This window comes from Pseudomonas sp. CYM-20-01 (assembly GCF_023169845.1).
GTDB lineage: Bacteria > Pseudomonadota > Gammaproteobacteria > Pseudomonadales > Pseudomonadaceae > Aquipseudomonas > Aquipseudomonas azotoformans.
Genome location: NZ_AP025169.1, coordinates 3,318,114 through 3,337,927 on the forward strand (window position 1 = coordinate 3,318,114; position 19,814 = coordinate 3,337,927).

The following is a 19,814-nucleotide window of genomic DNA, read 5'->3' on the forward strand; positions in this document are numbered from 1 at the left end:
TTGCAGGAGCCCGCCAGCCGGCTCCTGCAGGGCGTGTGCATCAGTGGTCCAGCGCACTCAGGATCGCATGGGCCACTTTCACCCGTTCGGCATTCGGGTAGTTCTTGTTGGCCAGAATCACCACCCCCATGTCCTTGCTCGGCACATAGGCCACATAGGCGCCAAACCCACGGGTCGAACCGGTCTTGTTGTACAGCACGTTGGCCGGTTGCACCTGGGCCGGGGTCAACCATTTCACCTTATGCGGCTCCATGGCCATCGGTGTGGAGTTGCCTTCCATCAGCGCTTGCAGCGTGATCGGGTAGGGGTAGTACTCCCAGCCCAGGCCCTGGGTCATGCCGTTCACCGTGTAGTAACCGGTGTGGGTGGTGGCGATGGCCTGTTGCAGCGGTTTCTCCAGGGTTTGCGGGTGCATGTTCAGCATCACGTACTGCGCCAGGTCCTGACTGCTGGTCTTGATGCCATAGGCTTCGCTGTCCAGCGCGCCGGGGCCGACGCGTACCGGTTTCTGATCCTTGTCGTAGCCTTGGGCGTAGGTCTGGTTTTTGTCTGGCGGCACGCTGACATGGGTGTTTTTCAGGCCCAGCTTGGGCAGCAGGGTTTTCTCCATGGCGACGTTGAACGGCTGGCCCAGGCTTTGCGCACTGAGGTAGCCGAACAGGCCAATGCTGGGATTCGAGTAAAGGCGTTGTGCGCCAGGCGCATAGACAGGTTTCCAGTGCTGGAAATATTCGAGCATGGTGTCGGCGCTGTCGGCGGCGTCCGGAAATTGCAGTGGCAGGCCGCCAGGGGTGTAGGTGGCCAATTGCAGCAGGCTGATGCGGTCGAAGGCACTGCCCTTGAGTGCGGCGAGATGCTGGCTGGCCATGTCCGACAACTTCAGCTTGCCGCTGGCCGCAGCGTAGCCGCCGAGGGTGGCGGTGAAGGTCTTGCTCACCGAGCCGATCTCGAACAGCGTGTCTTCGGTAACGGGCTGTTGCTTGTCTTTGTTGGCGACGCCGTAGTTAAAGTATTGCACCTTGCCCTTGTTCACCACCGCCACCGACAGGCCGGCGATGCCTTGCTGCTGCATCAGGGGCTCGACGCTGCTGTCCACGACCTGGCGCAGGTCGGTGGCAGCCATACAGGTGCCGGAGCTGATAAATAAGGCTGAAATCAGGAAATTTCTTACGTTGGAGTTCATGGTTATTCGCTTCCATGTAAATGATGCACTGACGATCGGGGCCTGCGCAGGCGTGGCAAATCTAGTCAGGTTCGGTCCCTTCGGCAAACGATGATATCTTGCAGCTGCCATTAGAAAATCTAGGGTAGACCATGCTGCGTTCCCATTTGCCCCTCAATGCCCTGCGCGCGTTCGAGGCGTCGGCCCGGCACTTGAGCTTCACCCGGGCAGCCATCGAGTTGTGCGTGACCCAGGCTGCGGTCAGCCATCAGGTGAAAAGCCTGGAGGCGCAACTGAATGTCGCCTTGTTCAAGCGCCTGCCACGCGGCCTGATGCTGACGCGTGAAGGTGAAACCCTGCTGCCGGTGTTGCGCGAGTCCTTCGACCGCATCGCTCACACCCTCGGTCAGTTCGAGGGCGGGCACTACCGCGAGGTCCTTACCGTCGGGGCGGTCGGCACCTTCGCGGTCGGCTGGTTGCTGCCACGCCTGGCGGATTTTCAGCAGCGCTACCCGTTTATTGACCTGCGCCTTTCGACCCACAACAACCGTGTCGACGTGGCCGCCGAAGGCCTGGATTACGCCATTCGTTTCGGCGCCGGCGCCTGGCACGGCACGGATGCCTGCGAACTGCTGGAAGCTCCGCTCAGCGTGCTATGTGTGCCGCAACTGGCCGAGCAATTACGCGCACCGGCCGACCTCTTGAAACACACCTTGCTGCGCTCCTACCGCGCCGATGAGTGGAACCTGTGGTTCCAGGCCGCCGGCTTGCCCGCCGATACCCTGCTGCCGCGCAGCATTGTGTTCGATTCTTCGCTGGCGATGATGGAGGCGGCCTTGCAAGGCCTCGGCGTGGCCTTGGCGCCGGCGATGATGTTTGCGCGGCAACTGGAGAGCGATGTGATTCGCCAGCCGTTCGATGTCGGCATCACCACCGGCAGTTACTGGTTGACGCGCTTGCAGTCGCGGGCCGAGACGGCGGCGATGCTGGCGTTCAAAGGCTGGTTGCGGGACATGGCTGCGGAAGATTGAAACGCTTTTTTTTGAAACATAATGAAACATTTGTCGAGGGCCAGCGCTCTACCGCAACACCTGCACTGAGTTTTTCCATGAAGATACCGCGCCCCTCCGCCCGCCTGCCGCACCTGACCCAACTACGTAACCTGAAAATGGCCCGCTCTGCCCACGCCTACGTGCGCGGCAGCACCGTGCAATTCTACGAATGGCTGCACAGCCAGAGCGGGCGCCGCTTGCCCCATGGCCCGGCGATCTGGATCTGCGGCGACTGCCACGCCGGCAACCTGGGGCCTACCGGCGATATCAAGGGCCGCATCGATATGCATATCCGCGACCTTGACCAGACGGTGATCGGCAACCCGGCCCACGACCTGGTGCGCCTGGCGCTGTCCCTGGCCACCGCTGCGCGCGGCTCGGACCTGCCGGGGGTCACCAGTGCGCGCATGCTCGAAGAAATGATGGTGGGCTACGAACAGGCGTTCAAAGACAAGCCCGACGCCGCGCCGCCGCGCCCGTCCCAGGTCAAGGCGGGCATGCGCAGCGCGGTGGAGCGCACCTGGAAGAACCTGGCGCGTGAGCGCATCGAAAATGCTCGCCCGAGCATTCCCTTGGGCAAGCATTTCTGGTCGCTGTCACGGGCCGAAAAAACCGCACTGGAAACGCTCTGCGCCTCGGCCGACATCCATCAATTGGTGACGTCACTCAAAGGCCGCCCCAAGGACGCCAGGGTCGAGTTGCTGGACTCGGCCTATTGGGTCAAGGGCTGCAGCTCCCTGGGCCTGCAGCGTTATGCCGCCTTGCTCGGCGTGGGCGACAAGGATGACCAGGAATATTGCCTGATCGATATCAAACAGGCCGTCGGCGCGGCGGCGCCCCGTGCGGCACGGGCGAAGATGCCCCGGGACAATGGCCGCCGGGTGGTGGAGGGCGCCCGCCAGCTGTCGCCTGGTTTGGGTGAACGCATGGTGGCGACGCGCATGCTGGACAATGGTTTTTTCATCCGTGAACTGTTGCCCCAGGATATGAAGCTGGAACTGGACGAGTTGAGCGAGATCGACGCCATGCACGCCGCCGGTTACCTGGCACGGGTGGTCGGTATCGCCCATGCCCGGCAGATGGATCGCGATACACGCAAGGACTGGATGGCGGTATTGCAGGAGAACCGCTCCAAACAGCTGGATGCGCCGTCGTGGCTATGGACCAGCGTGGTGCAACTGGTAGGGAGCCATGAGCAGGGCTACCTCAACCATTGCCGGCGCTATGCACTGGAACACTGAGGTCGCTCCTACAGGGGGCAGTCAGGCCAGGTATTTGCGGAACCACCCCAGCGTACGTTCCCACGCCAGGTTCGCCGCCGCTTCGTCATAACGCGGCGTCGAATCATTGTGAAAACCGTGGTTGGCCCCCTTGTAGATGTACGCCTCATAGGTTGTGCCGGCTGCTTTCAGGGCCTTTTCATACGCCGGCCAACCTTCATTGATCCGCGTGTCCAGCTCACCGTAATGCAGCATGATCGGCGCCTTGATGCGCGATACGTCCTTGGCTTCCGGCTGGCGCCCGTAGAACGATACGGCCGCCCCCAGTTCCGGGTAGGCCACGGCTGCCGCATTGGTCACGCCACCGCCATAACAGAAACCGGTAATGCCTACCTTGCCGGTGCTGTTGTCGTGGTGCATCAGCCATTCGATGGCGGCGAAGAAGTCGTTCATCAGTTTGGTTGGGTCGACGGTCTGTTGCAGTTGCACGCCTTTTTCGTCGTTGCCGGGGTAGCCGCCCACCGAGGTCAGACCATCCGGCGCCAGCGCGATAAAGCCGGCCTTGGCCAGGCGCCGGGCGACGTCTTCGATATAGGGGTTGAGGCCACGGTTTTCATGGACGACCACCACCGCCGGCAATTTGCCCGCCGCTTTGGCCGGGCGCACCAGGTAGGCGCGCACGCTGCCGTTGCCTTTGGGCGACGGGTAGGTGATGTAGTCGGCGACGATGTCCGGGTCGGTGAATTTCACCTGTTCGGCCAGGGCGTAGTTGGGACTCAGGGCCGCGAGCAGGGCCGAAGCGGTGAGGCCGCCAAAGGTGAACAGGGCGGCGCGGTCGAGAAATTCGCGACGGTTGAGCTTGCCGTGGGCGTAGCCGTCGTAGAGCTCCAGCAGTTCGGGCGCAAAGTCTTTCGCGGTGAGACGAGTCATCGGTGCAGTCCTCGATAAGCGGTGGCCATCAATGTAGACCAGGATCAGCTGTCGCGGCCATGGGCGGCGGCGGCCAGTTGGCCGGTGTCGACGCGCACGAAGATCGAGTCGCCCACGGCGGTCAGCACGTCACCGGCGTACACCTCGCAGATCACGCGGGTCTTGCGCCCCACGTCGCCGTCGACGCGGGCGCGCAAGGTGAGGGTGACGCCCATGGGGGTCGGCTTGATGAACTTGATGCCGAGGTTGCCGGTCACGCAATCGATGCGCGGCAGGCTGCCGGGTTCGCGGTGTTCGGCGCGGTAGTGGTAGGCCATGGCGGTCCAGTTGGAATGGCAGTCCACCAGCATCGCGATCAGGCCGCCGTAGACCAGGTCGGGCCAGCCGGTGTACTTTGCCTCGGGCAGGTGCTCGGCGACCAGGTGGATACCGTCCGCGTCCCAGCGGCTCTTGATGTGCAGGCCATGGGGGTTGCTGCCGCCGCAGCCGTAGCAGATGCCTTCCGGCGCGGTGATGTCCTGGAGCGATGGGGCGTGCATGCAGCGTCCTTATTGTTGTGGGGCGACTACTCTGTTTAGCAGGACAAACGCCCGATGGGAATAAATCCCTGGTATGAGGTGTTAGCTCGATACTGTGTTCTTACCTGTCGCGGAGCGTTGCATGAAACGTCGAATGTCCCCGGCCGCCGTCCTGGCCTTGATCCTTGCCTACGGCGCCAGCGCCCAGGCGGTGGAGTACAAGGACGTCAACCGCACCGCCAGCCAGATCAGCTTCACCTACAAGCAATTGGGGCAGCGGGTGTATGGCACGTTCAGCGACTTCGAGGGCACCTTGACCTTCGATACGCAACAGCCGGAAGCCGGGCATGCCTTGCTCAAGATCCAGCTCGCCAGCATCGACGCCGGCAGCCCGGATGCCAACGACGAACTGCAACGCGCCTCCTGGTTCGATACCGCGACCTACCCGGTGGGCGTGTATGAATCCACCGGGGTCAAGGCGTTGGGGAATAACCGCTACCAGATCAGCGGTAACCTGACCATCAAGGGCACCACGCGCCCGGTGGACGTCGACGTGGTGCTCAAGGAGCAGAGCGGCATTGGGGTGTTCGACGGTGAGTTCATCCTCAAGCGCGGCGACTTCAGGATCGGCGAGGGCGAATGGGCCGGCAACAGCGTGGTGTCCAATGACATCAACATCAAGTTCAAGATGGTCGCGCCGCAGCGTTAACGGGCAAACTTCTTTGCACCGGCCACGCAACCGATTACCGCGACCGTGACCAGCACCATGCCCAGGCTGACCTGCTCATGTAGCAGGCCCGCCGCCAGCGCCAGGCCGAAGAAGGGTTGCAGCAATTGCAACTGGCCGACGGCGGCGATCCCGCCCTGGGCCAACCCGCGATACCAGAACACAAAACCGATCAGCATGCTGAACAACGCCACGTAGCCCAGGCTGAGCCAGGCGGGCAGGCTGATGCCGTGCAAACTTGTCGGCGCCAGCACCAGGCTCAACGGCGCCACCACCGGCATTGACACCACCAACGCCCAGCAGATCACCTGCCAACCGCCGAGGCTGCGCGACAGCTTGGCGCCTTCTGCATAGCCCAGGCCGCAGACCAGCACCGCCAACAGCATCAGCAGGTCGCCGGCCGGTGCGGCGCTCAAGCCCTGGGCGAAGGCATAACCCATCACCAGCCCACTGCCCAGGATCGAAAACAGCCAGAACACCGGGCGCGGACGCTCGCCGCCGCGCAGCACACCAAACACCGCAGTGGCCAACGGCAGCAGGCCGATGAACACGATGGAGTGGGCCGAGGTCACGTATTGCAGGGCCAGGGCCGTGAGCAGCGGGAAGCCGATCACCACGCCCAGGGCGACGATTGCCAGGGGCACCCACTGCTGGCGTGTGGGGCGTTTTTCCTTGAACAGCCACAGCAGCAGTACGCCCAGCAGGGCGGCGATGGCCGCGCGAATCATGGTGAGGAAGACCGGGTCGAACTCCATTACGGCCAGGCGCGTGGCGGGCAAGGAGCCACTGAAGATCACCACGCCGATAAAGCCGTTGATCCAGCCTTGGGCGCTGCCATTCAGGGTGTCAAGAGAGGAGGTGCGTTGCATGATCAGGCGTCCGGACAAGGAGGGGTTGCGTTGCGGTCATCCTAGGGGTGAGGATTAAGACAATCAAAAAATTGTCATGGATACAGCCCAATGCCGCGCGCCCGTTACAAGTTGTTGGTCGATACCTTTGCCCAAGCCATCCGCAGCGGAACAATGCCGCCCGGCACACGGCTGCCAACCCACCGGCAACTGGCCGCCGAGCATGGCCTGGCCCTGGTCACCGCCAGCCGGGTGTACGCGGAGCTCGAAGGGATGGGGCTGGTCAGCGGTGAAGCCGGTCGTGGCACCTTCGTGCGCGAAATCTCGCTGCCGCCGGGGCAGGGCAGTGGGCAGATGACGGTGGCGCCGGGCATGCTCGACCTGAACTTTAATTACCCCTCGTTGCCGGGCCAGGCAGATAGGTTGCGCACGGCGTTGCGCCAGTTGGCGCTCTGCGGCGACCTTGAAGCTCTGTTGCGTTACCAGCCCCACGCCGGCCGCTTGCATGAGCGCGCGGCGGTTGCGCGGCATTTGCTCAGTCGCGGGCTCAGGGTGGACGCCGAGCAGGTGCTGCTGGTCAGCGGCGCCCAGCACGGCCTGGCGGTGACGTTGATGGCGTTGCTCAAGCCCGGCGATGTGATCGCGGTGGATGCCTTGACCTATTCGGGGTTCAAGGTGCTGGCCGAAACCCTGCACCTGGAAATCGTCGCGATCCCGGTCACGCCGGTGGGGCCGGACCTGGACGCGCTACACAACTTGTGTCGCAAACGCCCGGTGCGCGCGGTGTACAGCATGCCAACCCTGCACAATCCATTGGGCTGGGTGATGGACATGGCCCAGCGCGAACGCTTGGTCGCCATCGCCCGCCAGCATAATCTGCTGATCATCGAAGACGCGGCCTACGCGTTCCTGGCCGAAGAAGCGCCGCCGCCGCTGGCGACATTGGCACCGGAGCGCACGGTGTATGTGGGCGGGCTGTCGAAAAGCGTCGCGACCGGGTTGCGGGTCGGGTTTGTCGCAGCGCCGATGGAATGGGTGAAACCACTGGAGCGCACCCTCATGGCCACCACCTGGAACGTGCCGGGTGTGATGAGCGCCATTGCGGTGGCCTGGCTGGAGGATGGCACGGTGGCGCAACTGGAAGCACAAAAGCGCCAGGATGCCCAGGCGCGGCAGGCCTTGGCGGCGCAGGTGCTGAAGGGACTGGCGTACGTGAGCCATCCTTCTTCGTATTTCCTGTGGTTGCCCCTGGCGGACGAGGCGCGGGCCGATCAGGTGGCCATGAGCTTGCAGCGCGAGGGCATTTCCGTGTCTACCGCCGAGCCATTTGCCGTGTCGACCCATGTGCCGCATGCGTTGCGTTTGGCCTTGGGCTCGGTGGCGCTGCCGGCGCTGCGTGAGGCGTTGTTGAAGGTGCGCAAGGTGGTGGCGTGGTGAGCCGGGGTCAGCGGCTCACCGCTGGGCATCAGTACTTGTAGGCCTGGCGTCCGATCAGCAGCCATTTGCCTTTTTGCTTCTGCCAGACCTGGAAGTTGTCGATATCGGTGGGCACTTCTACACCGCTGTTAACGGCCAGAGCGTGGAAGTGGTTGCGCACCAGTGCAGTGTCGCCTTGCAGGGTGATGGTCTGGTTCTGCATTTCCAGGGTCTTGAACGCGCTGGTGTGGGTTTCCAGGTCAGCGATGAATTGGTCTTTGTTCTGCACCTTGCCGCTGGAGTGACCGTAGGTGAGCTTGTCGGACGTCAGCGCGTGAAGCTGCTTGAGGTCCAGGTGCAGCATGGCCTGGGTCAGTTGGTCGACCGCTTGGGCCACGTCCTTTTCGGCAGGGGCAGGCGCTGCTGCGACATAGCCGCTGAACAGGCACAGAAAGCCGATCAGCACTTTGACGTTTTGCATGGGTGTTTCCTTATTGTTGTTGGGGGCTGGCACGACGGGGTAAGTCGTCGTACAACCATGCAATATTTCAGAGGGGGAAGGAAAGTGAAATTTTGAAATATCCAGAAAAGTTTCGGCACTGAGGTCAGCCCTTTCAAGGTCTTCAGATAGAACAGGCGATGAGTCTTCTGTGGCGAGCGGGCTTGCCCCGCGTTGGGTTGCGAAGCGACCCTGGAAGGGGAAATGCGCTGAACCAGGCATTCTTAGGCCGCTGGTGCTGGGGCTGCTTCGCAGCCCAACGCGGGACAAGCCCGCTCGCCACAGTTGTAGTGTTCACCCTTGATGGGAGGGTATCAGGCAGGTATGGCCGTTTTTTCAAAGACCTTGAAAGGGCTGGGCTTTAAGGCAATATAAGCAAGCCTTTATCTTGTACGATGTCCCAACACATCAGTTGAATCACAGCTCACTTCCTGTGCGAATAGCACATCGCTATGCTAGCGCCGAAACCCCACGGCGCCCGAGAGACAACATGGATTTTGACTGGCACAGCGACCCCATCACCCGCGACACCCCCGTCACCCCCCACTACAAAAACACTCAGAACGTTCGCCGCTTCATGCTTGAGCACTGCGGCCCAGGGTTCAAGTTCGACCGGCCCTTCATGGCCTGGATTCGCAACGATAGGCCCAAGACCCTGGGCGACGTGGTGGATGAGTGGCAACGTCGCAACGAGGATGCACGCCCATGACCCGCGACGAAAAATACCAGGCCGCCCAACTGCGCATCGGCTATCAGTTGAATGAATTCAAGATCGGTGGCAACTACACGCCGCTGGTCCGCGATGGCAACCACCTGTACATCAGCGGCCAGATCCCGCGTGTCGGCGATGCCATCGTGCTGCCGGGCAAGGTCGGTGACAGCCTGACCCTGGCCCAGGCGCAAGTCGCTGCCGGCATCAGCGCGTTGCGCTGCCTGGGGTTGCTCCAGCAGGCCCTGGGTTCGCTGGACCAGATCAAGGCCATCCCGCGCATTACCGTGTACGTGCGCAGTGCCGAGGATTTTGATCAGCAGAGTGAAGTGGCCAACGGCGCGTCGGACCTGTTGCACGAGATTCTCGGCAGCGCCGGGGTGCATACGCGGACGTCGATCGGCGTGATGCAGCTGCCGAAGTCGGCGGCGGTGGAGATTGACATGATTGCGCTGGCGCACGGCTGAGCGATCGATGATTACCCAAGGCATGGTGGTATTGATCCACTACAGCACGTACCTGGCACCGGGGCTGCTGTTGTTCGGCCTGTGGTTCGCGCTCACGCCCAAGTCGCTGACGGCGTTGCGCATCCTGATTCTGTTGATGGCGTTCGTGCTGATGCGCGATGTGATGACGCCGTTGGGCTTGTGGTCGCTGGGCAGCGAGGTGCAGCTTGCCTTCACGGCCAACACCTTGGTGCTGGCAGCATTGGGTGGTTTATCGGTGTTATTGATTACGGCGCTTGTGCGGGTGGCACCTGACTTGGCGGCGCTGATCGTCTGGTCCAGGGGGCCGCGTGTCGCGGGACTGATGATCGGGCTCGCGGTTGGTGGCTTGATCGGTGTGCCGCTGCGGTTGTACCAGGGCATCGAAGCGTCAGCGCTTGTGGGTTATTGGGTATGGCTGCCGGGCATGGTCGTGTTGGCCTATGGCGCCAATGCGTTGGAGGAGGTGCTGTTTCGTGGGTTTTTGCAGGGCTATCTGGAGCAGCAGGTAGCGCCGTTGCGTGCGGCCCTGATCAGCGGCGTAGCTTTTGCGGCCTGCCATGCTTTCCTGGCCTTGAGCGTGACTGAACTGGGGTGGCCGGTGTTGCTGTTTACCCTGCTGGAAGGGCTGGCTTGCGCGCTGGTGCGTATGCGTTATGGCGTGCTGGCGGCGACGCTGGCCCATGGCACGGCAATCCTGTTGATTGCCGTGCCCATGCCTTGAGTTAAAGCGCCGGCGTACGCGGGGGCACCAGGCGCTTGCTGCCGGTCGACTCATACGCCGACGCAAACCGCAGCAACGCAGAGTCATCATAGGCGCGCCCGGCAAAGGTGAGCCCCACCGGCATGCCGATATCGGCCATCACGCCCATGGGCACGGTGACGGTCGGCACGCCCAGGTGGCGGATGGCGAGGTTGCCGTTGGCCACCCACACGCCGTTGCTCCAGGCGATGTCGGCGGAGGCTTCGTTCACATCGGCATCCGCCGGGCCTACGTCGGCCACGGTGGGGAACAGCACGGCGTCGAGGCCAAGCTTGTCCATCCAGTCTTCCAGGTCGACCCGGCGCGTTTGTTCCAGGCCGCGCAGGCCGTCGGGGAGGGTGCTGATCTGGTCCCACGGGGTGATGCCGCGCTCGGCCATGCGCACGTATTCGTCCATGCCGGCGGCCAGGTCGTCTTCGCGATTGGGCAGGGTGCCCGGGTCGTGGGGGAAGATCTTCGGCCCGTCCACATCCGCCAGGCGGTTGAGCGCCGGGTCGTTGTTGGCGCGCAGGAAATCATCAAAGGCCCAGGCCGAGAGTTCCCACAGTTCATCGTGCAGGAACTCCTTGGACACCAGCCCACGGGTAAACACAGTGGGCGCGCCGGGGCGATCGCCTTCGCAGTTGGACACCAGCGGGAAATCCACGTCGATCACTTCGGCGCCGGCCGCCACCAAGGCTTGGCGGGCATCGTTCCACAGGTCTATCACGCTGGCGCGGGTGTTGATCTTCTGCCCGGTGGGGCCGCCGATCCCGGGTTTTTCGCTGGTGCCGGCGTCGGGGTCGGCGTTGATGTACATGCGTGGTACGCCAAAGCGTTTACCGGCGAGGGATTCGGCAGTCACGGCCAGGTCAGCATAAGACGCCGGGCGCACCGAGGTGACGCTCGGGATCGGCACCCAGGGTTGCAGGCGCCACAGGTCGCCACGGGTGTCCGGGTCTTCGGCCACCACCACGTCGAGCACTTCCAGCAGGTCGGCCATGGTGCGCGCGTACGGCACCACCACGTCCATGGTCGGCGTGAGCGGCCAGTTGCCGCGCACCGAAATCACCCCACGGGACGGGGTGTAGGCACACAGGCCATTGTTGGACGCCGGGCCGCGTCCGCTGGACCAGGTTTCTTCGGCCACGCCAAACGCCGCAAAGCTCGCCGCCGTCGCAGTGCCGGCTCCGTTGGATGAGCCGGAAGCAAACGGCGCCGTCAGGTAGTCGGCGTTATACGGGCTTTCCGCCCGGCCATACACGCCACGCTGCATGCCGCCATTGGCCATCGGCGGCATATTGGTCTTGCCCAGGCAGATGGCGCCGCCGGCGCGCAGGCGCTCGATGGTGAACGCATCGCGCTGGGCGACCAGGTCGGCAAACGCCGGGCTGCCGGACGCTGCGGTCAGGCCCTTGACCAGGTAGCTGTCCTTGGCGGTGTAGGGAATGCCATCCAAAGGCCCCAGGGTTTCGCCGTTGTCCCGGCGTGCATCGGACGCCTCGGCTTCTTCGAGCGCTGCGGGGTTGCGCACCACCACGGCGTTCAAGGCGGTGGCGGTGTGCGGACCGTCATAGGCCTCGATCCGCGCCAGGTAGGCTTTTACCAGTTCAACGGCCGTGGTCTGGCCGGATTCAAGCGCCGCGCGCAATTGGGCAATGGAGACTTCGGTAACTTGCATCACGTTTTTTTCGCCGCCTTCAGGTGGGGGTATGGCGGCAGTCTACGTACAGATATTTCACAAAACCAGCGCGGCATAACTCGCATAGGCCGCGCGCATCACCTGCCAGGTGGCGTCGTCGGCGGGAATCAGATGTTCGATGCGCAGGGAGGAGAGGGTAATGTCCTGAGGCATGCCGAAGGTGGTGAAGGTGGACAGAAAACTCAATTCGCCCCGGCTTGAACGGATGCGCGTCAGTACCAGCGGCGGCATGTCGGCGGGCAACTCGGTGCTGGCCGGCGTCGGCAAACGCGCCAGCAGGGCGGCCAGTTCAGGATTGCCCAGCGCCTCACGGGTGGCGCGCTGCCAGGCCAGGGTGCGGATCTCGTCGGCATTGGTCAGGTGATCGCCGAGGCCGCCCGACTGCAACAGCGTGGTGAGCAGGTTTAAGCCCTCGGCTGAATCGGGCGGGATGCCCACCAGTTCAAGCAGCACGGCGGTGCTGGCATTCGCCGCCAACACCTGCCACTGGCTGTCCAGCAGGATGGCCGGCGCGGGGTTGTTGGCGTGCAGCACATGGCTGACCGCTTCGCGAATCGCGGCCATCGCCGGTGAGGCCAGTGGCGTGGCGCTATAGCGCGGGGCGTAGCCGGCGGCGAGGAACACCCGGTTGCGCTGGTCCAGCGGTGCCTCCAGTGCCGTCAGCAGGTTGTGCAAGGTGCCCGGGCTTGGCTTGGCGCGGCCGGTTTCCAGGCAACTGAGGTGGCGCTGGGACACCCCGGTGATCAGGGCCAGGTCGAGCTGGCTGAGCCGGGCTTGCCGGCGCAAGTGGCGCAGCTGTTCGCCGGCGGTGGCAGGGGTGTCCATGGCGGAATCATGACCTCCGAGGTCATTGCGAGGGGCCGAACCTTATCACTAACGTGGGCCTTGATCACCCCAAGGAACAACCCATGAAAAGATCCCGTGTTGCGCTGGTCGGTTTGCTGCTGTTTTCGTCATACACCCTGTTCACGCTGCTGACGGCCGAGCAGTCGCTGCTGGCGTTCGGGCGCGAATTGATGTCGCGACCGGACACCGCGCAAGTGGTGATCGACCTGTATTTGATGGCGCTGCTGGCGTGCGTGTGGATGTACCGGGATGCGCGGCGGCGGGGGCGTTCGGTACTTTCGGTGGTGCCGTACTTTGTGCTGACGGCGGTGTTTGTGTCGGTGGGACCTTTGCTTTATCTGGTGGTGAATGGGCTTGAGACGTTCAGCGAGAAGACCGGTTGACGCAAACGCCCTCTGGTGAGAGGGCTTGTTGTGGCGAGCGGGCTTGCCCCGCGTTGGGCTGCGCAGCAGCCCCAATAACTGATGTCGCGGTTCAACTGAAACACCGCAGCGGTTTTGAAAGGGGCCGCTTCGCAGCCCAACGCGGGGCAAGCCCGCTCGCCACAACAGGTTCGTTCGGCTCAAGGGTTGAGGAAGGCCTGGTAGTTGTCCTGGGTGATCTGTTGATAGGGAATGGTCAGTTCAGCCGTGTACGGCTCCTTCTTCACCATCTTCACTGCCAGGTCAATCGAGCCCACGGCCTGGCCCTTGTTGTCCTGATACACCGTCACCAGCAACTGGCCTTTCTTCACCGCATCCAGCCCGGCAGCCCCACCGTCGCTGCCGGCTACCAGGATATCCTTGCCCGGCTGCATGCCCGCCTGGCTGATCGCCATGGCCGCGCCGATCGCCATCTCATCCGCGTTCGCCGCCACCGCGTCGATTTTGCGCCCGGATACGATCCAGTTGTTCATCAGGTCAATCGCTTTGCTGCGCTGCCATTCCGCGCTCTGTTCCTCGACGATCTTGATGTCGGGGTACTCCTTGAGCACGGTCTTCACCCCCAGCGTCCGATTGTGCGTGGCGTTGTTGGAGAGCAACCCGAGCATGATCGCCAGGTTGCCCTTGCCGCCCATCTTTTGCGCCAGGTAGCGCATCTGGATTTCACCGGCCTTGACCTCGTCCGAGCCCACATACCCCACGCCCGGTGGCAACTGCTGGGCATCCGGGCGGCGGTTGACGTACACCAGCGGCGTCTTGGCTTGCTGGGCATTGGCGGTCATCTTTTGCGTGGCGGCCGTGTCCACCGGGTTGACGATAATCGCGTCCATGCCCTGGGCGGTGAAGTTCTGCACCTGGTTGAGCTGGCGCACCACGTCGCCCTGGGCGTCTTCGAATTGCAGGGTCACGTCGGGCAGTTGCCTGGCGTGGGCGGCCATGTAGTCACGCATCTGCGCGAGGAAGACGTCGTCGACCTGGGCGATGCTCACGCCGATGCGGATATCGGCCAGCGCCCAGGGGCTTATCGCCAGGGTCAGGAGTGTCGCAAGGAGTTGCTTCTTCATGAGGGTGCTCCGTTGTTTTTGTTGTTGTTGAAACAGAGGGTTCACGCTTGACGCTTGGTTCGCAGCTGCTCCACGGCGGCGGCAAAGTCCGGGAGTGGCCAGCGTTCGTCGAGGGCTTGCTGCATCAGTTGTTGCGCGGTTTGCGGGGCCAGGCCCTTCAAGGGCGGGTCGGTGTCGAGGTTGGTGGGGAAGGCATAACCGTCGGCAGTGCAGGCAATCACCGATGCCACGGCCTGGGCATCCAGTGCGGTGTTCTCGAGCAACGCCGGGTACACCGCCAGCATCATGCGGTCGCGGTCGAGGGCTTCCATGGGTTTGCCGAACGCCGAGGAAACCTGCAACAGGTTAGCCATGCGTTGGCGGTCGGTTGTGCGGTTGGTGCCGGCGGCATGGAACAGCGCCGGGTTGAAGAACAACAGGTCGCCCTTGTGCAGCGGCAGTTGCACGGCGTGCTGCTGGAAGTAGTCGATAAACTCCGGGCGCCGCCACGCCAGGTAACCCAGGGCGTATTGCTGGGAAAACGGCAGCAACTGGGTCGGGCCGGTTTCCAGCGGCATGTCCGAGTGCGCCACCGCGCCTTGCAACGTCAGGTACTGGGACAGCAGGTGCAGGGGCAGGGGAAAGCGCTCCACTACATCATTGGTCTGAAAGCCCAGGTGGTAATCACGGTGCGGTTGCTGGGCCTGGCCAGCGGGATGCACCACGTTGACCTGCGCCGTGACCTGGTAGCTCGGCCCCAGCCACGCTTCGGCGATCAACCCCAGCAGCGGGTTGGCGTAGTACTCCACAAACGACGCCGGCGAGTGCAACGCGGCTTTCTGCAATGAATTCCAGATGCGCCCGTTGCTGCCGGCCTTGGCAAAGTGGTCGGCTGCCACGCCCTGCGCCGCCTCTTGGGCGAAGATCGCCTCGAACACCTGGCTGTGGCGGTCGACCACTTCCAGATCTTCGTAGGCCCGGCGCACCACCATCACCCCAGGCCCCTCGCGGAACAGGCGGTGCAGTTCATTCATCACCGCCAGGCGGTCGCTATTGCGCAGGGTGTGGGCCTGATAGATCGGCACATTGCTCTGAACTTCAGCGCACAGAGGGTAATCCTCTCGGCTCACGCGTTGCGCACAGATCTCGCTGAAGTCCGCCAGGCGCACGGCCTGTTCCGTCACGAACGCCGACATCACACACCTCCCAGCGCCTGATTCGGTTGCGGGCTGCCGCCGTCGGTACAGCCGACCACGCCTTGTTCCAGGTCGATCACCGAGCCGGTCATCATTCCCGACTCGCTGGACAGCAGGAAAGCCACGCTGCGCGCCACTTCTTCGGGCTTGAGCAGACGCCCGAACGGCTGCGCGCTTTCGGCCTTTTCCAGCCAGCCATCCTGGGCACCGTGGTACTGGCGCTGGATGTCATCTTCGTGGGGTGTGTCCATCCAGCCGATGTTCAGGCCATTGACCCGGATGCGATTGCGCAGGGCGCTGAATGCCACGTTCTTGGTGAGGATCGCCAGCGCGCCCTTGGACGCGGCATAGGCACTCAGGAACGATTGCCCGCCATGCCCGGTGACGCTCTGGATGTTCACCACCGCGCCTTCCACGCCTTTACTGATCATCAGCTTCAGCGCTTCCTGCATCAGGAAAAACGGCGCCCGCACATTGACCGCCATCAGCCGATCAAACAGCTCGGGCGAGGTGTCCAGGATGGTGCCGCGATCCGACATCCCCGCGCAGTTCACCAGCCCATGCAGGGTGCCGAAGTGGGTACGCGCCGCATCGATGATCGCGCGGCAATCCTCGACCTTCTCCAGGTCCGCCTCGACAAAAAACGTCTGGCAATCCAGCTGGGCCAACTGCCGCACCTGCTCTTCGCCCTGGGCGCGACGTCGCCCGCAGATGATCAGCCCGGCGGCGCCACGCTGTGCCAGGGTACGGGCCACCGCCGCGCCCAGGCCCTGGGTGCTGCCGGTGACGACAAAATATTGGCCGCTGAACGACGTGGCGAGATCGGTGTTAGGCATGCAGTTCTCCCGGAATTTTTGTTGTTGTTCATCGCCCGGCTCGACGCCGGACAAAACTGAGACTAGCATTGCAAAACCTCAGTAATGCCCAAAAAACACCTCAAAAACACCTCAAAAACACCTCAAGCGAGGCTCCATGCTCGAACGCGCCAAACACTTCTCCATCAAGCAGCTGGCGACCCAGGCCGGTGTGAGCAAAGCTACGGTCGACCGCGTGCTGCATCAGCGTGGCAGCGTGCATGCGCAGACCCGGCGGCGTATCGAGCAGGCGCTGGAGGAGTTGGAGTCCCAGGAGAAAAACGGCCTGGCGGTGGGGCGCACGTTCCACGTCGATGTGATCATGCACACGCCCAAGCGCTTCAGCACCGCGGTACAGACGGCGATCACCGCGCAACTGGGCAGCCTGGCGCCGTTCCGCATTGCCCCGCGCTTCCACCTGTTTGAAGAGATCGAACCCCAGGCCATGCACGACCAACTGCTGCGCTGCCTGGACACCGGCAGCCAGGGTGTGGTGCTCAAGGCCGCCGATGAGCCGGCGGTGAACCTGGCGGTCAAGCACCTGATCGCGGCGGGGATTCCGGTGGTGACGCTGGTCACGGACCTGCCGCAAAGCGAGCGCATCGGCTACGTCGGCATGGACAACCGCACCGCCGGCCAGACGGCCGCCTACCTGATGTCGTGCTGGCTGCCGGCACAGCCCCAGGACGTAGCCGTGGTGATCGGCAGCGAACTGTTCCGTGGTGAAGAAGAGCGTGAGATGGGCTTTCGGGCCTGGCTGCGTGGGCGTGCGGCGCACTTGCGGGTGCTCGACGTCAGTGGCGGCTACGGCGTGTACGACCGCACCTTCGAGCGGGTGACCCAGGCGCTGCAACAGCATCCCGAGCTCAAGGCGGTGTACAGCGTCGGCGGCGGCAACCGCGCGATTGTCGACGCGTTCGCCGCCCTGAATCGGCCGCTGGAGGTGTTCATCGGCCACGACCTCGACGAAGAAAACCGCCAATTGCTGCGCGAAGAAAAGGTCGCCGCGATCATCGACCACAACCTGCAGATCGATGCCCGCCACGTGTTCCTGCACATCCTGCACTACCACCGGCTCTGGAGGGCCGGGCCGATTGCGCCGTCCCAGGTGCAGATCGTCACGCCGTTCAACTTGCCGGACTGACTACTCCCTCAATAACAACATCAGGAGTTCGACCATGCTGAGAATCGCCGTTCTGGGTGCCGGGCGCATCGCCAGGATCCACGCCGCCAACATCGCCGCCCATCCCAACGCCACACTGGTGCTGGTAGCCGACCCCTGGCGCGAAGGCGTCGATGCATTGAGTGCCCAACTGGGGTGCGAGGCGGCCTACGATTGCGCCGCCGTGCTCAGCCGCAAAGACATCGACGCCGTGGTGATCGGCACGCCCACCGACACCCATATCGACCTGCTGCTGGCGGCGGTCGCCGCAGGCAAGGCGGTGCTCTGCGAAAAACCCATCGACCTCGACATCGCCAAGGCCCGCAGCGCTGCCCAGGCAGTGGAGCGCCAGGGTGGCCGGGTGATGCTCGGCTTCAACCGGCGCTTCGACCCCGACATGCTGCGCCTGCGCGCGGTCCTCGATGCCGGGCAGATCGGCACGGTGCGCCAAGTCATTATCACCAGCCGCGACCCCGGCCTGGCGCCGCGTGACTACCTGGCTCACTCCGGTGGCATCCTGCGCGACATGACCATCCACGACTTCGACACCGCCCGCCACCTGCTCGGCGAAGAACCGGTAGAAGTCAGCGCCATCGCCAGTCGCCTGGTCGACCCCAGCCTGGCCGAGATCGACGACTACGACAGCGTGATGGTGCTGCTGCGCACCGCCTCCGGCAAGCAATGCCATATCAACTGCTGCCGCCAGGCGGTGTACGGCTACGACCAGCGCGTCGAAGTCTCCGGCGCCACCGGCGTGCTGCTCACCGACAACCACCGCCCCAGCACCCTGCGCCACTGGAGTGCCGAGCACACCGAGGCGCTGGAACCATTGCAGCACTTTTTCCTGGAGCGCTATGCCGATGCGTATCGCAATGAGCTGACGCAGTTCATCGATGCGCTGAACAACGGTACGGCGCTGCCCACCAGCGTGCGGGATGGGTTGTATGCGTTGCATTTGGCGGATTGTGCGTTGGAGTCGGTGAGGACAGGGCGCAGTGTGGCGGTGAGTTACGACCTTTAGCCGTACGAACTCGACCCCGTCCGATCCACCAAACGAATACTGTCCCGCCCACCGCGCTTGGATTCATACAGCGTGGTATCCCCTTGCTCGATCAACACCGTCAAACTCGGTGGCGGTTGGTCGAACAGGTTCGCGCCAATGCTCAGGGTCACCGGCGCAGGCGTGGTGAAGGTCTGCGAGGCCAGTTGCTGGAACTGGTCGCGCAGGCTGCTGCCCAGTTCGACGATCTGTTCGGTGGACGCCGGGTTGAGCAGGATCACGAATTCATCCCCGCCCAGGCGTGCGGCCAGCGCGCCCTGGGGCACTACGCTGCGGATCATTTCGCTGAGGGCGATCAGCAGGCGGTCGCCGGCAGTGTGGCCGTGGAGGTCGTTGACCGATTTGAAGTTGTCGATGTCGATCAGCAACAGGGCACCCGGTTGGGCGGGTGAAACCTGGGCGAGCAAGCGTGGTGCGCGCAGGTCGAGGGCGCGGCGGTTATAGAGGGCGGTGAGCGGGTCGCGGGCGGCGAGGCGGGCGATCTGTTGTTCGCGACGATAGCGCTCGGAGCCGGTCATCGACAGTGCGATGAGCATGATCGCCATGGCGCCTTCCACCAGGGAAATCTGGATGATCTCGCCCTTGAAGGCGGCGAGGTCGATCAAGGTGCCGGGGATCAATACCGACAGCGCCTTGGCCACATAGAACGCGCCATGGATCAGCAGCACGTAGCGCAACTGCACCGCGCCGATGCTCAGCGACTTGCCATGGGGCCGCAGCAAAAAGCTGGCGCGCAGGGTCGGTAGCGCTACTAACAGGGACTGCACCGCCAGCATGGCTTTGGACCATGACGGATCGGCCGGCAACATCAGCATGCCCAGCCAGACCAGCAGCATCAGCAACCACATGGGCGACAGCCGCGTTTGGGTGAACCGCGCCACGCCGAGCAAAAACAGGAAGTGCGCGGTCACCAGCAAGCCGTTGGCGAACCAGATGCCGATCATCAGGTAGCCATTGAGGCGCAGCAGGGCGAGGGTGGAACCGACGGTAATGGTGGCGAAACCGGCGCTCCAGCACAGCAGCGAAGGTTCGCGCACGCTGCGCCATTCAACGGCCAGGTACAGGGCGGCAGCGGCTGCCAGGGCAACGGTGAGTGCCAAAATCGTGGGAGGGTCGAGCGTCATGTCTTGCCGGGTCTGCCTGGTGTGCGTTTAGAACCGGGATTGTAAGCGCACACGCAGGTTTTTCAGAGCATTCCGGGTGATAGCACACGGCCAGGCG

21 protein-coding genes are annotated in these 19,814 nt (G+C 63.5%); 10 read left to right on the forward strand and 11 right to left on the reverse strand.

Annotation, left to right across the window (positions count from 1 at the left end; all coding sequences use genetic code 11):
* Window positions 1-40 precede the first annotated feature (40 nt).
* Entirely contained in the window at window positions 41-1,183 is a 1,143-nt protein-coding gene (ampC, locus tag M2497_RS14775; RefSeq protein WP_248488138.1) for a class C beta-lactamase, read from the reverse strand.
* 131 nt (window positions 1,184-1,314) lie between these two features.
* On the opposite strand from ampC, the gene M2497_RS14780 reads away from it, so the two are divergent.
* Both M2497_RS14780 and M2497_RS14785 read left to right on the forward strand, forming a co-directional pair.
* Window positions 1,315-2,193 carry a LysR family transcriptional regulator gene (locus tag M2497_RS14780; protein WP_248488139.1) on the forward strand — a complete coding sequence of 293 codons (879 nt, stop codon included), beginning with the start codon at window positions 1,315-1,317 and terminating at the stop codon, window positions 2,191-2,193.
* 77 nt (window positions 2,194-2,270) lie between these two features.
* Window positions 2,271-3,455, forward strand: coding sequence for a DUF2252 family protein (locus M2497_RS14785; RefSeq protein WP_248488140.1), 1,185 nt, complete (start codon window positions 2,271-2,273; stop codon window positions 3,453-3,455).
* 21 nt (window positions 3,456-3,476) lie between these two features.
* On the opposite strand, the gene yghX is transcribed toward M2497_RS14785, so the two are convergent.
* A complete protein-coding gene (yghX, locus tag M2497_RS14790) occupies window positions 3,477-4,364 on the reverse strand; it encodes a YghX family hydrolase (protein WP_248488141.1) in 888 nt (295 codons plus the stop codon).
* Between the two features lie 44 nt (window positions 4,365-4,408).
* A complete protein-coding gene (locus tag M2497_RS14795) occupies window positions 4,409-4,903 on the reverse strand; it encodes a PaaI family thioesterase (RefSeq protein ID WP_248488142.1) in 495 nt (164 codons plus the stop codon).
* A gap of 121 nt (window positions 4,904-5,024) precedes the next feature.
* On the opposite strand from M2497_RS14795, the gene M2497_RS14800 reads away from it, so the two are divergent.
* Window positions 5,025-5,591, forward strand: a complete 567-nt coding sequence (locus M2497_RS14800; RefSeq protein WP_248488143.1) for a YceI family protein — start codon at window positions 5,025-5,027, stop codon at window positions 5,589-5,591.
* Here the strand turns inward: M2497_RS14800 and M2497_RS14805 are convergent.
* Window positions 5,588-6,478, reverse strand: a complete 891-nt coding sequence (locus tag M2497_RS14805; RefSeq protein ID WP_248488144.1) for a DMT family transporter — start codon at window positions 6,476-6,478, stop codon at window positions 5,588-5,590. The genes M2497_RS14800 and M2497_RS14805 overlap by 4 nt on opposite strands.
* Before the next feature lie 90 nt (window positions 6,479-6,568).
* Here M2497_RS14805 and M2497_RS14810 point away from each other — a divergent pair, with 90 nt between their 5' ends.
* Window positions 6,569-7,894, forward strand: a complete 1,326-nt coding sequence (locus tag M2497_RS14810; RefSeq protein ID WP_248488145.1) for a PLP-dependent aminotransferase family protein — start codon at window positions 6,569-6,571, stop codon at window positions 7,892-7,894.
* Between the two features lie 28 nt (window positions 7,895-7,922).
* Here the strand turns inward: M2497_RS14810 and M2497_RS14815 are convergent, their stop codons facing one another.
* Complete coding sequence (locus M2497_RS14815) at window positions 7,923-8,354, reverse strand: nuclear transport factor 2 family protein (RefSeq protein WP_058424070.1); 432 nt, start codon at window positions 8,352-8,354, stop codon at window positions 7,923-7,925.
* 508 nt (window positions 8,355-8,862) lie between these two features.
* On the opposite strand from M2497_RS14815, the gene M2497_RS14820 reads away from it, so the two are divergent.
* The 3 genes from M2497_RS14820 to M2497_RS14830 are packed head-to-tail and all read left to right on the forward strand — an operon-like array spanning window position 8,863 to window position 10,290.
* Window positions 8,863-9,081 carry a DUF6434 domain-containing protein gene (locus tag M2497_RS14820; RefSeq protein WP_248488146.1) on the forward strand — a complete coding sequence of 73 codons (219 nt, stop codon included), beginning with the start codon at window positions 8,863-8,865 and terminating at the stop codon, window positions 9,079-9,081.
* Window positions 9,078-9,548, forward strand: a complete 471-nt coding sequence (locus M2497_RS14825) for a RidA family protein (protein ID WP_071495390.1) — start codon at window positions 9,078-9,080, stop codon at window positions 9,546-9,548. The genes M2497_RS14820 and M2497_RS14825 overlap by 4 nt, the downstream gene beginning before the upstream one ends.
* A 7-nt stretch (window positions 9,549-9,555) precedes the next feature.
* Entirely contained in the window at window positions 9,556-10,290 is a 735-nt protein-coding gene (locus tag M2497_RS14830; RefSeq protein ID WP_248488147.1) for a CPBP family intramembrane glutamic endopeptidase, read from the forward strand.
* Window position 10,291: 1 nt separating this feature from the next.
* Here M2497_RS14830 and M2497_RS14835 read toward each other — a convergent pair whose 3' ends face one another.
* The gene (locus tag M2497_RS14835; RefSeq protein WP_248488148.1) at window positions 10,292-11,992 is read right to left on the reverse strand and encodes an amidase; all 1,701 of its coding nucleotides are present in this window, start codon (window positions 11,990-11,992) and stop codon (window positions 10,292-10,294) included.
* A 54-nt stretch (window positions 11,993-12,046) separates the two neighbouring features.
* On the reverse strand, window positions 12,047-12,835 hold the full coding sequence (locus tag M2497_RS14840) for a helix-turn-helix domain-containing protein (protein WP_248488149.1): 789 nt from the start codon (window positions 12,833-12,835) through the stop codon (window positions 12,047-12,049).
* An 83-nt stretch (window positions 12,836-12,918) separates the two neighbouring features.
* Here M2497_RS14840 and M2497_RS14845 point away from each other — a divergent pair, with 83 nt between their 5' ends.
* The gene (locus M2497_RS14845) at window positions 12,919-13,239 is read left to right on the forward strand and encodes a DUF2834 domain-containing protein (protein ID WP_248488150.1); all 321 of its coding nucleotides are present in this window, start codon (window positions 12,919-12,921) and stop codon (window positions 13,237-13,239) included.
* Between the two features lie 179 nt (window positions 13,240-13,418).
* Here the strand turns inward: M2497_RS14845 and M2497_RS14850 are convergent, their stop codons facing one another.
* From M2497_RS14850 to M2497_RS14860, 3 genes are read right to left on the reverse strand one after another with little or no spacing between them, the layout of a single operon-like run.
* Window positions 13,419-14,342: a sugar ABC transporter substrate-binding protein gene (locus M2497_RS14850; RefSeq protein ID WP_248488151.1), complete on the reverse strand. Its 924-nt coding sequence runs from the start codon at window positions 14,340-14,342 to the stop codon at window positions 13,419-13,421.
* Window positions 14,343-14,383: 41 nt separating this feature from the next.
* Window positions 14,384-15,517 (reverse strand): phytanoyl-CoA dioxygenase family protein, encoded by a 1,134-nt coding sequence (locus M2497_RS14855; protein WP_248488152.1) that lies wholly within the window; start codon window positions 15,515-15,517, stop codon window positions 14,384-14,386.
* Entirely contained in the window at window positions 15,517-16,353 is an 837-nt protein-coding gene (locus M2497_RS14860; RefSeq protein WP_248488153.1) for an SDR family oxidoreductase, read from the reverse strand. Before M2497_RS14860 ends, M2497_RS14855 begins: the two co-directional genes overlap by 1 nt.
* Window positions 16,354-16,489: 136 nt before the next feature.
* Here M2497_RS14860 and M2497_RS14865 point away from each other — a divergent pair, with 136 nt between their 5' ends.
* Window positions 16,490-17,515, forward strand: a complete 1,026-nt coding sequence (locus tag M2497_RS14865) for a LacI family DNA-binding transcriptional regulator (protein ID WP_248488154.1) — start codon at window positions 16,490-16,492, stop codon at window positions 17,513-17,515.
* Between the two features lie 34 nt (window positions 17,516-17,549).
* Window positions 17,550-18,554: an inositol 2-dehydrogenase gene (iolG, locus tag M2497_RS14870; protein ID WP_248488155.1), complete on the forward strand. Its 1,005-nt coding sequence runs from the start codon at window positions 17,550-17,552 to the stop codon at window positions 18,552-18,554.
* Here iolG and M2497_RS14875 read toward each other — a convergent pair.
* Window positions 18,551-19,717 (reverse strand): GGDEF domain-containing protein, encoded by a 1,167-nt coding sequence (locus tag M2497_RS14875; protein ID WP_248488156.1) that lies wholly within the window; start codon window positions 19,715-19,717, stop codon window positions 18,551-18,553. The genes iolG and M2497_RS14875 overlap by 4 nt on opposite strands.
* Between the last annotated feature and the right edge of the window lie 97 nt (window positions 19,718-19,814).

Bases quoted from the DNA above. Each gene is read 5' to 3' on its own strand.
- yghX (WP_248488141.1), bottom strand. From the start codon at position 4,364: ATGACTCGTCTCACCGCGAAAGACTTTGCGCCCGAACTGCTGGAGCTC.
- iolG (WP_248488155.1), top strand. From the start codon at position 17,550: ATGCTGAGAATCGCCGTTCTGGGTGCCGGGCGCATCGCCAGGATCCAC.
- M2497_RS14860 (WP_248488153.1), bottom strand. From the start codon at position 16,353: ATGCCTAACACCGATCTCGCCACGTCGTTCAGCGGCCAATATTTTGTC.
- M2497_RS14850 (WP_248488151.1), bottom strand. From the start codon at position 14,342: ATGAAGAAGCAACTCCTTGCGACACTCCTGACCCTGGCGATAAGCCCC.
- M2497_RS14825 (WP_071495390.1), top strand. From the start codon at position 9,078: ATGACCCGCGACGAAAAATACCAGGCCGCCCAACTGCGCATCGGCTAT.
- M2497_RS14840 (WP_248488149.1), bottom strand. From the start codon at position 12,835: ATGGACACCCCTGCCACCGCCGGCGAACAGCTGCGCCACTTGCGCCGG.
- M2497_RS14855 (WP_248488152.1), bottom strand. From the start codon at position 15,517: ATGTCGGCGTTCGTGACGGAACAGGCCGTGCGCCTGGCGGACTTCAGC.
- M2497_RS14785 (WP_248488140.1), top strand. From the start codon at position 2,271: ATGAAGATACCGCGCCCCTCCGCCCGCCTGCCGCACCTGACCCAACTA.
- M2497_RS14810 (WP_248488145.1), top strand. From the start codon at position 6,569: ATGCCGCGCGCCCGTTACAAGTTGTTGGTCGATACCTTTGCCCAAGCC.
- M2497_RS14820 (WP_248488146.1), top strand. From the start codon at position 8,863: ATGGATTTTGACTGGCACAGCGACCCCATCACCCGCGACACCCCCGTC.
- M2497_RS14815 (WP_058424070.1), bottom strand. From the start codon at position 8,354: ATGCAAAACGTCAAAGTGCTGATCGGCTTTCTGTGCCTGTTCAGCGGC.
- ampC (WP_248488138.1), bottom strand. From the start codon at position 1,183: ATGAACTCCAACGTAAGAAATTTCCTGATTTCAGCCTTATTTATCAGC.
- M2497_RS14845 (WP_248488150.1), top strand. From the start codon at position 12,919: ATGAAAAGATCCCGTGTTGCGCTGGTCGGTTTGCTGCTGTTTTCGTCA.
- M2497_RS14830 (WP_248488147.1), top strand. From the start codon at position 9,556: ATGATTACCCAAGGCATGGTGGTATTGATCCACTACAGCACGTACCTG.
- M2497_RS14875 (WP_248488156.1), bottom strand. From the start codon at position 19,717: ATGACGCTCGACCCTCCCACGATTTTGGCACTCACCGTTGCCCTGGCA.
- M2497_RS14800 (WP_248488143.1), top strand. From the start codon at position 5,025: ATGAAACGTCGAATGTCCCCGGCCGCCGTCCTGGCCTTGATCCTTGCC.
- M2497_RS14780 (WP_248488139.1), top strand. From the start codon at position 1,315: ATGCTGCGTTCCCATTTGCCCCTCAATGCCCTGCGCGCGTTCGAGGCG.
- M2497_RS14805 (WP_248488144.1), bottom strand. From the start codon at position 6,478: ATGCAACGCACCTCCTCTCTTGACACCCTGAATGGCAGCGCCCAAGGC.
- M2497_RS14795 (WP_248488142.1), bottom strand. From the start codon at position 4,903: ATGCACGCCCCATCGCTCCAGGACATCACCGCGCCGGAAGGCATCTGC.
- M2497_RS14865 (WP_248488154.1), top strand. From the start codon at position 16,490: ATGCTCGAACGCGCCAAACACTTCTCCATCAAGCAGCTGGCGACCCAG.